Here is an 8,078-nt window from a genome sequence, read left to right on the forward strand (position 1 = left end):
GATCTGGATCACCGAGGTCCCGACGCCGAACGGCGCGCCGGTACGGATGCTGATCACGGGCAGCGGAAGCGACGAGTCGTTCCGCACGCTGGCCGAAGCAGCACAGACGAGCACCCCAATCCCTCCCCGCTGAGCGGCCCCGGCCGCGACATGGTCACGTGTCGCGGCCGGAACCGGCCCTCGAACAGCGTCATGTGTCCATGTCGCGCACGGGGGGTGGCTCAGTCGGTCGGGTCGGTCGCGTCCAGGACCTTCTGGACGCGTTCCCGGGCGCCCGCAAGCTGCTGCTCGCACCGGCGGGCGAGGGCCTCGCCCCGCTCCCAGAGCGCCACCGACTCGTCCAGGCCGAGCCCACCTGTCTCCAGAGTGCGCACCACTTCGGCGAGCTCGTCGCGGGCCTGCTCGTAGCCCAGCCCGTCGACGCCAGGCTGTTCGGTCATGTCGTGCTCGCCTTCCTCTTCCGGGTACGCGGCGGCGCCGGCTTCGCCGTTTCGCCCTCGGCAGCCCCGTTGCCTGCGCCGCGGTCGGTGCTGCGGGGTGCGCTGTCGTCGGCCACGGTGGCCGCGACCGCCCCGTCGGCCACCCGGATCCGTAGCCGGTCGCCCGGCTCGACCTCTGTGGTCGACCTCAGGACCGGCAGCACCGCCCCCGGCTCGGCGCCGTCGGGCACGCGCTGCACCACGGCGTATCCGCGGGCCAGCGTCGCGGCCGGGCCGAGCGTCGTCAACCGCGCCCTGACGTGTTCCAGGTCGCTGCCGCGGCGGTCGAGGCCGCGCAGCAGGCAGGCGCGGCCCGCCTCGCGCAGCCGCTCGACCTCCGCGACGCGTCCGTCGAGTGCCTGCAGCGGGGCGGCCAGCACCGGCCGTCCGCGCAGCGCGGTGAGCAGCCGCTGTTCGCGGTCCACCCAGCCGGCCAGCGCGCGCCGGGCGCGGTCGCGCAGCCCCGCGATGCGCGCGGTCTCCTCGGCCAGGTCCGGTACGAGCCGGCGCCCCGCCTCCGTCGGCGTGGAGCACCGGACGTCGGCGACGTGGTCGACCAGCGGGGTGTCCGGCTCGTGCCCGATCGCCGACACCACAGGCGTGCGGCAGGCCGCGACGGCCCGGCACAGCGTCTCGTCGGAGAACGGGAGCAGGTCCTCGACACTGCCGCCGCCGCGGGCCAGCACGATCACGTCGACCTGCGGGTCGCGGTCCAACGCGCCGAGCGCGTCGACGATCTGCGGAACGGCCAGCGCGCCCTGGGTGGCGGTGTGCTCGATCCGGAAGCGGACCGACGGCCAGCGTGCCGTCGCGTTCGACACGACGTCGTGCTCCGCCGCCGACGCCCGGCCGGTGACGAGCCCGATGCAGCCGGGCAGGAACGGCGGCCGGCGCTTGCGGGCCGGGTCGAACAGTCCCTCGGCCGCCAGCAGCTTGCGCAGGCGCTCGATCCGCGCGAGCAGCTCCCCGATGCCGACGGCGCGGATCTGGTCGACGCGCAGGCTGAGCGTCCCGCGGCCGAGGAAGAACGACGGCTTCCCGTGGACGACGACCCGGTTGCCCTCGGCCACCGCCGGGCCGCCCTCACGCACCAGGCCGATCGGCGCCGTCAGCTGCAGCGAGACGTCCGCGGCCGGGTCGCGCAGCACCAGGAACGCGGTGCCCGTGCCGGCGCGGGCGGTGACCTGGGCGAGCTGGCCCTCCACCCACACCGCCCCGAGCCGGTCGACCCACTCGGCGATCTTCCTGGCGACCGTGCGGACGGGCCACGGCTGCTCGGGGGAGTTCGGCTGGGTCACCCTTCGGTGACCGTGGTGATCCGGTTCGAGAGCATCGTGACGAACGGCGGACGGTTGTCGTGGTTCGTCTCCCACTCCAGGAGCGTCCGCAGGTCGTCGACGTCGAGGTGGCGCAACCGGCCGCGCAGCTGGGGGATCGTCAGGTCCCGGTAGCCGGGCAGGACGTTCGGTCCCGCACTCCCGGCGCCGGTGCCGGACGTCGTGGGAGTGGCGTGGGCTGCTTTGGCGGCAGTGGTCTCGGCCGCGACCTCGGCGGCCTTCTCGACCACCTTCTCGGGCTCCGCGGGGGCCGGTGCGGGCTCGGCGGCGATCGTGACCACGGCGTCCCGGGCCCGCTGGTGCAGCTCGCTGACGTTGCTCCCGCCGTTGCGTTCCGCCGGCTCCTCGTCGTCGAAGACGGCCCAGCTGGGCCGTTCCTCGACCGGACGCAGCGTGCCGAGGGCGCGATCACCCTTGATCGCCAGCTCGGTGACCTTCTGCTGCACGCGCATGGACGCCTGCAGGGCCTGGCTCACGGCGGTGACGGGGAGCTCGACGACGAGTCGGGGCAGGTCACGGGCCTGCTCCACGGCGGTGGCGACAAGACCGGCGGCAATCCGCACCGGCAGCGGCAGCGGGCTCATGCCTCCAGTCTCCCCTGCCCGGTGCCGGGGAGCAGCCTGGGGGTTTCGCGTGGTGCACGACGTCTGCGCGATCGGGCGGGGGCCGTACGCTGGGGGACATGTCCGGAGCGAACAAGCGCGTACTGCTGGCCAAGCCGCGCGGTTACTGCGCAGGTGTTGACCGGGCCGTCGAGGCCGTGGAGCAGGCGCTGGAGCAGCACGGCCCGCCGGTGTACGTCCGCAAGCAGATCGTCCACAACGTGCACGTCGTGGAGACGCTCACCGAGCGCGGTGCGATCTTCGTGGACGACGCCGACGAGGTCCCCCACGGTGCGCTCGTGGTGTTCTCGGCCCACGGGGTGTCCCCCGCGGTGCGTGACCAGGCGCGATCGCGCGAGCTGCGCACGATCGACGCCACCTGCCCGCTGGTCACCAAGGTCCACCACGAGGCCAAGCGCTTCGCCCGTGAGGACTACGACATCCTCCTCGTCGGCCACCACGGGCACGAAGAGGTGGAGGGCACGGCCGGGGAGGCTCCGGCGCACATCCAGCTCGTCGAGACCGCAGCCGATGTGGCAGGCGTCACGGTCCGGGATCCGGAGCGGGTCGTCTGGCTCTCCCAGACCACGCTGTCGGTCGACGAGACCATGGAGACGGTGCGCGCGCTGCGGGAGCGCTTCCCGTCGCTGCAGAACCCGCCGAGCGACGACATCTGCTACGCCACCCAGAACCGGCAGGTCGCCGTCAAGGCGATGGCCGCCCAGTGCGACCTCGTGCTCGTGGTGGGCTCGAAGAACTCGTCCAACTCGGTGCGGCTGGTCGAGGTGGCGCTGCAGGCCGGGGCCGGAGCGGCACACCTCATCGACTACGCCCGCGAGATCGACGAGAGCTGGCTCGACGGCGTGGGGACGGTCGGACTCACCAGCGGCGCATCGGTGCCGGAGGTGCTCGTGCGGGGCGTGCTCGACCATCTCGCCGAGCGCGGCTGGACCTCCATGGAGGAGATCACGACCGCCGAGGAGACTCTGACGTTCTCGTTGCCCCGCGAGCTTCGCCCCGCTCGGACCGCGCAGAGCTCCGCCGGGCGCTGACCGGCGGTTTCGTGGGCGGGCCTGCGTCCGCCTTCGGGGCGGCGTCGAGTGGGCGCTGCACGATCAGCCGGAACACGCCGAGGGCCAGCACGATGCCGGTGGTCCAGGCCATCGTCGGGAACGCGTTGACCAGCGGTGCGCCCACCACGAGCAGGCGCTCGCCCACGCCGGCGCCCGGCTTCGGCGACCCGGCGGCCAGCACCACCACCGGCACCGCCACGGCCACCAGCAGCGGCGGCTGGACCATGGGCCCGAACAGCCCGTCGCGGCGCACCCAGGCCACCGCGAGCACACACCCGGCGATGTAGCAGATGGTGAAGACCAGATCGAGGCTGCCGACGCGGACCAGGTCGACGAACACGCCCACCGCGGTCAGCACGGCGCCGAGCCCGACCGCCGCGATGGGCGGGACCCCGAGCACCGTGGCCAGCAGGGACCGGTCGGCCATCGGCCACCTGCCCCCGGAGCCCCGTACGCCGCGTTCGCTCACCTGGTCACGGTAGCTCTGTTCTCCGGGCGACCGTCGCCGGCAGGCCGCTCGGTGCGGCTGAGCTCGTGGAGGGCGACCAGTGAGTCGGCCGCGGACGCCACGAGCTCGGGCGCGGCCACGGTGCGTGGCGCGCGTTCGACCTGAGCGGGGGCGGCGATCTCGTCGTCGGCCACCTCGAGGTCGGTGAACTTGCGCGCGGTGACCAGCACACGCGCCTCCAGCGAGGAGACCGTCTGGTTGTAGCTGGCCACGGCCGAGTCGAGGCTGCGCCCGAGCTTGGCGACGTGGGTGCCCATGGTGGCCAGGCGGCTGTGGAGCTCCTTGCCGAGCTGGTGGACCTGGGCGGCGTTGCGCGCCAGCGCCTCCTGTCGCCAGCTGTAGGCGACGGTGCGCAGGAGCGCGATGAGCGTGGTGGGTGTGGCGACCACGACGTTGTGCGAGAACGCGTGCTCCAGCAGCGCCGGGTCGGCCTGCAGCGCGGCCTCGAGGAACGGGTCTCCCGGCACGAACAGCACGACGAACTCGGGCGACGGCTCGAACGCCGACCAGTAGCTCTTGGCCGACAGCGCGTCGACGTGCTGGCGCAGCTGCCGGGCGTGGGCGGCGAGCCGCTCGCGGTGCACGTCGGGGTCGCGGCTCTCCACGGCCTCCAGGTAGGCCGCGAACGGCACCTTCGCGTCGACCACCACCTGCTTGCCCCCGGCCAGGTGCACGACCATGTCGGGCCGGACCGCGCCGTCCTCTCCCTGGCCGGTGACCTGCGTGGAGAAGTCGCAGTGCTCGACCATGCCGGCCAGCTGCACGATCCGCTCCAGTTGCAGCTCGCCCCAGCGGCCGCGGACCTGCGGGGCGCGCAGCGCGTTGACGAGCTGCTTGGTCTCGTGCTGCAGCTGCTCCGAGCTGAACCGCATGGCGCTGACCTGCTCGCGCAGCCCCGCGTAGGCCGACTCGCGCTCCTTCTCGACCGTGCGCAGCTGCCCCTCGACGCGCTGCAGCGTGGACGCCATCGGGTCGAGCAGCTGGGCGATGGCCTGGGCGCGGCTCGTGGCGTCGCCGTCGGCCTTGGCGGCCAGTGCCGCCGTGGCCTCCTTGATACGGCCCTCGGCCAGCGCCACGAACTGCTCGTTGTTGCGGGCCAGCGCGTCGGCCGAGAGCGCCTGGAACGCCTGCTTGAGCTCGGCGTCGCGGCGCGTCAGCAGCTGCTCGCGCCGCCCGCCCGCCTCCCGCTCGCTCTGCAGCGCGGCCAGTGCCGCCGCCGCCTCCGACTCCGCGTGGCGCAACCGCTCGGAGGCCCGCTCGTACTGCTCGGTGAGCTCGCGGAGCCGCTCCAGCAGCCCGGCGCGCTCCGCACGCAGACCTGCCGCGTCGGCCCTGGCCATGGCGGAGGCGTCGGCCGCCGCGCGCCCGGCCTCGGCGGTGGCCACCCGCGACCGTGACGTGACGAGCAGCCAGACGGCGCCCGCGCCGAGCGTGGCGCCCACGACCAGACCGATGAGCAGCACGGAGACGGCGGCGGTGTCCACCGAGTCAGCGTGCACCGCGCCCCCGACGGAACCGGGACAGGCGCGCCGGGCCCGCGGACCAACGGACAGCACCAATCGCCGAGCGGTCGAACAGATGGTCGAGCAGCGCGCGCCGGCCCCCCGAGGTTCAGGAAAGCCACTTTCCTGTCCCCAGAGGGCAGCAAAGTGGCTTTCCTGAACTTGCGCGGGGGCTCAGGCGACCGGGGACTCGTGGTCCAGGAGCCTGCGCTTCGCCGGGACGCCCCAGCGGAAGCCGCCCATCGTGCCGTCCGTGCGCAGCACGCGGTGGCAGGGCACGAACAGGGCTGCGGCATTGCGCGCGCACGCCGACGCCGCGGCTCGCACCGCCAACGGCCTGCCTGCCTTGGCCGCGTACTCGGTGTAGGTCACCGGGGCGCCGGGCGGCACCGTGCGCAGCACGTCCCAGGCGTGCTGGAGGAACTCGCCCGACCGCTGCCGCACCGGCACGTCGGCCACGGCCGACAGCTCGCCTTCGTGGTAGCGGATCACCGCGTCCCGGACGGCGCCGATGTCGCCCGCGACGAGCTCGGTGGGCCGCAGGGACAGGTGGACCTGCGGGAGCAGCTCGTCGACGGACGCCGTCCAGCCCGAGGTGAGGACGGCCCCGTCCTCGTCGACGACGGCTGTGAACGGCCCGATCGGTGTGTCGAGCGTGGACCACACGGCAGTGCTCATGACGTCCTCCCGGACGATGTGGTGGCGGCGGTCCGCCACAGGTGGGTGGCGGCGTAGGACCGCCACGGCTTCCAGTTCTCGGCGCGTGCAGCGAGCCCGTCCACGTCGGACGGAAGTCCGAGCGCGGCGGCTCCGCGGCGCACCACGAGGTCGGTGGCGAGCAGCTCGTCGGGATCGCCGAGCAGTCGCATCGCGAGATAGCCCGCCGTCCACGGCCCGATGCCGGGAAGGGCGGTGAGGGCGGCCCTCAGGTCGGCGGGGTCGCGCCCCGCGTCGAGGACGAGCGAGCCGTCCGCCACCGCCTCGGCCAGCCGGAGCACGGTCGCGATGCGGGTGGCCGGGCCGGTGAGCACCTCGGCACCGCGTTCGGCGATCGCGGCGGCGGTGGGGAACAGCAGGTCCGGCGGTTCGCGTTCGGCGTCCGCGGATGCGGCACCGGTCAGCTGGGGCGGCAGCCGTTCGCCGAGCGCCGCGGCCAGCCGTGATGCCGCCGTGCGCGCCGCGGCCACCGACACCTGCTGTCCGAGCACGGTGCGCAGGGCCGTCTCGACGCCGTCGACGGTGCCGGGCAGCCGGATACCCGGTGTCGCGGCCACGGACGGGGCCAGGTCGGGATCAGCACCCAGCAGGGCGTCGACGGCGACCGGGTCGGCGTCGAGGTCGAGCAGCCGGCGCAGCCGGGCCACCGCGGGTCCCAGGTCGCGCGGGTCACCGAGCCGCACGGTGGCCACGACGTGGCCGGTGGTGGCGGCGGCGCCGCGGTCGGTGGGCCGCAGGTCCAGCGCCACCGTGGCCGCGGCGTGCGGCAACCGCAGCGTCCGGTGGTACGTGCCGTCCACCACGGACTCGACGCCGTCCAGGGCACGCGCGGAGAAGAACGCGAGCAGGCCGTCGCCGTCGAACGGCGGGCGATACGGCAGGCGCAGCACGAGCGTCCCCGCGGCGGCGGGCACCGCTCCACAGCGCCTGCCCGCCTCCGTGCGGAGCGTCGTCGGAGGCACTCCGTAGACCTCGCGCACGGTGTCGTTGAACTGCCGGACGCTCGCGAACCCGGCTGCGAACGCGATGTCGGCCATCGTCAGCGGGGTGGTCTCGATCAGCAGGCGGGCCGTGTGCGCCCGGTGCGCCCTCGACAGGGCGAGCGGCCCGGCGCCGAGCTCGGCGGTGAGGACCCGGTTGAGCTGGCGCTCGGAGTACCCGAGCCGCGTGGCGAGCCCCACGACACCGTCCCGCTCGACCACACCGTCGGCGATCAGCCGCATCGCCCGGGCGGCGAGGTCGGCGCGGATGTTCCAGTCGGGCGAGCCGGGCACCGCGTCGGGCTGGCAGCGGCGGCACGCGCGGTAGCCGCGCTGCTGCGCGGCACCCGCGGTCGGGAGGAACTCGACGTTGGCGCGCTTGGGCGTCATGGCCGGGCACGACGGCCGGCAGTAGATGCCGGTCGTGCGCACGGCGGTGATGAACTGCCCGTCGAAACGGGCGTCGCGGGCGGCGACGGCGCGGTAGCAACGTTCCTGATCCAGCAGCACGGCACCGACTCTGCCACCGCAAACGCCTCTGCACTGGCGGAAATCGGACGCGACCAGTGGGGCCCGTGGAGCGGACGGTCAGGTGCCGCGGCAGATCGATCCGCGCAGCCGCCCGTCGTCGCACGCCTCGCTGATCCGGGCGTGCATGCGCTGGTAGGCCTCGTGGCGCGGGTCGGGCGGCGGCTTCGCGGCAGCGGCGCGCTGGGCCTCGGCCCGGGCCGCTGCGGCCTTCGCGGCCACCTCCCGCGCCACCTCCTCGGCCCGCGTGCGCTCGGCGAGGATGGCGGCGACGCGGTCGCGGGCCGGGTTCAGCGCGAGCCCGGCGATCTGCGCACCCGTGACGGGCGGGGCGGCGATCGGGGTGGCGGGG

At 74.4% G+C, this 8,078-nt stretch carries 9 protein-coding genes; 1 reads left to right on the top strand and 8 read right to left on the bottom strand.

The window, feature by feature from the left end:
* Positions 1-221: 221 nt before the first annotated feature.
* From HF577_RS35590 to HF577_RS35600, 3 genes are read right to left on the bottom strand one after another with little or no spacing between them, the layout of a single operon-like run.
* On the bottom strand, positions 222-440 hold the full coding sequence (locus tag HF577_RS35590) for an exodeoxyribonuclease VII small subunit (RefSeq protein ID WP_169400404.1): 219 nt from the start codon (positions 438-440) through the stop codon (positions 222-224).
* Complete coding sequence (gene xseA / locus HF577_RS35595; RefSeq protein WP_169400405.1) at positions 437-1,777, bottom strand: exodeoxyribonuclease VII large subunit; 1,341 nt, start codon at positions 1,775-1,777, stop codon at positions 437-439. The genes HF577_RS35590 and xseA overlap by 4 nt, the downstream gene beginning before the upstream one ends.
* The gene (locus tag HF577_RS35600) at positions 1,774-2,400 is read right to left on the bottom strand and encodes a lipid droplet-associated protein (protein WP_169400406.1); all 627 of its coding nucleotides are present in this window, start codon (positions 2,398-2,400) and stop codon (positions 1,774-1,776) included. The genes xseA and HF577_RS35600 overlap by 4 nt, the downstream gene beginning before the upstream one ends.
* Before the next feature lie 98 nt (positions 2,401-2,498).
* Here HF577_RS35600 and HF577_RS35605 point away from each other — a divergent pair, with 98 nt between their 5' ends.
* On the top strand, positions 2,499-3,470 hold the full coding sequence (locus HF577_RS35605) for a 4-hydroxy-3-methylbut-2-enyl diphosphate reductase (protein ID WP_169400407.1): 972 nt from the start codon (positions 2,499-2,501) through the stop codon (positions 3,468-3,470).
* Here the strand turns inward: HF577_RS35605 and HF577_RS35610 are convergent.
* The 5 genes from HF577_RS35610 to HF577_RS35630 all read right to left on the bottom strand — a co-directional run.
* Positions 3,385-3,960: a DUF6542 domain-containing protein gene (locus HF577_RS35610; protein ID WP_169400408.1), complete on the bottom strand. Its 576-nt coding sequence runs from the start codon at positions 3,958-3,960 to the stop codon at positions 3,385-3,387. The genes HF577_RS35605 and HF577_RS35610 overlap by 86 nt on opposite strands.
* Entirely contained in the window at positions 3,957-5,483 is a 1,527-nt protein-coding gene (locus tag HF577_RS35615) for a DNA recombination protein RmuC (protein ID WP_312859597.1), read from the bottom strand. The genes HF577_RS35610 and HF577_RS35615 overlap by 4 nt, the downstream gene beginning before the upstream one ends.
* Positions 5,484-5,675: 192 nt before the next feature.
* Positions 5,676-6,179, bottom strand: coding sequence for a methylated-DNA--[protein]-cysteine S-methyltransferase (locus tag HF577_RS35620; protein WP_169400409.1), 504 nt, complete (start codon positions 6,177-6,179; stop codon positions 5,676-5,678).
* Positions 6,176-7,708 carry an AlkA N-terminal domain-containing protein gene (locus HF577_RS35625; RefSeq protein WP_169400410.1) on the bottom strand — a complete coding sequence of 511 codons (1,533 nt, stop codon included), beginning with the start codon at positions 7,706-7,708 and terminating at the stop codon, positions 6,176-6,178. Before HF577_RS35625 ends, HF577_RS35620 begins: the two co-directional genes overlap by 4 nt.
* Positions 7,709-7,786: 78 nt before the next feature.
* Positions 7,787-8,078: hypothetical protein (locus HF577_RS35630; protein WP_211175354.1), on the bottom strand; the 292-nt coding region annotated here is incomplete at its 5' end.

Source organism: Pseudonocardia xinjiangensis, from assembly GCF_012911925.1.
In the GTDB taxonomy this organism is placed as follows: domain Bacteria; phylum Actinomycetota; class Actinomycetes; order Mycobacteriales; family Pseudonocardiaceae; genus Pseudonocardia; species Pseudonocardia xinjiangensis.

What these genes read in the sequence shown, in the direction of transcription:
- HF577_RS35590 (WP_169400404.1), bottom strand. Translation starts at nt 440, where the DNA reads ATGACCGAACAGCCTGGCGTCGACGGGCTGGGCTACGAGCAGGCCCGC.
- HF577_RS35600 (WP_169400406.1), bottom strand. Translation starts at nt 2,400, where the DNA reads ATGAGCCCGCTGCCGCTGCCGGTGCGGATTGCCGCCGGTCTTGTCGCC.
- HF577_RS35605 (WP_169400407.1), top strand. Translation starts at nt 2,499, where the DNA reads ATGTCCGGAGCGAACAAGCGCGTACTGCTGGCCAAGCCGCGCGGTTAC.
- HF577_RS35620 (WP_169400409.1), bottom strand. Translation starts at nt 6,179, where the DNA reads ATGAGCACTGCCGTGTGGTCCACGCTCGACACACCGATCGGGCCGTTC.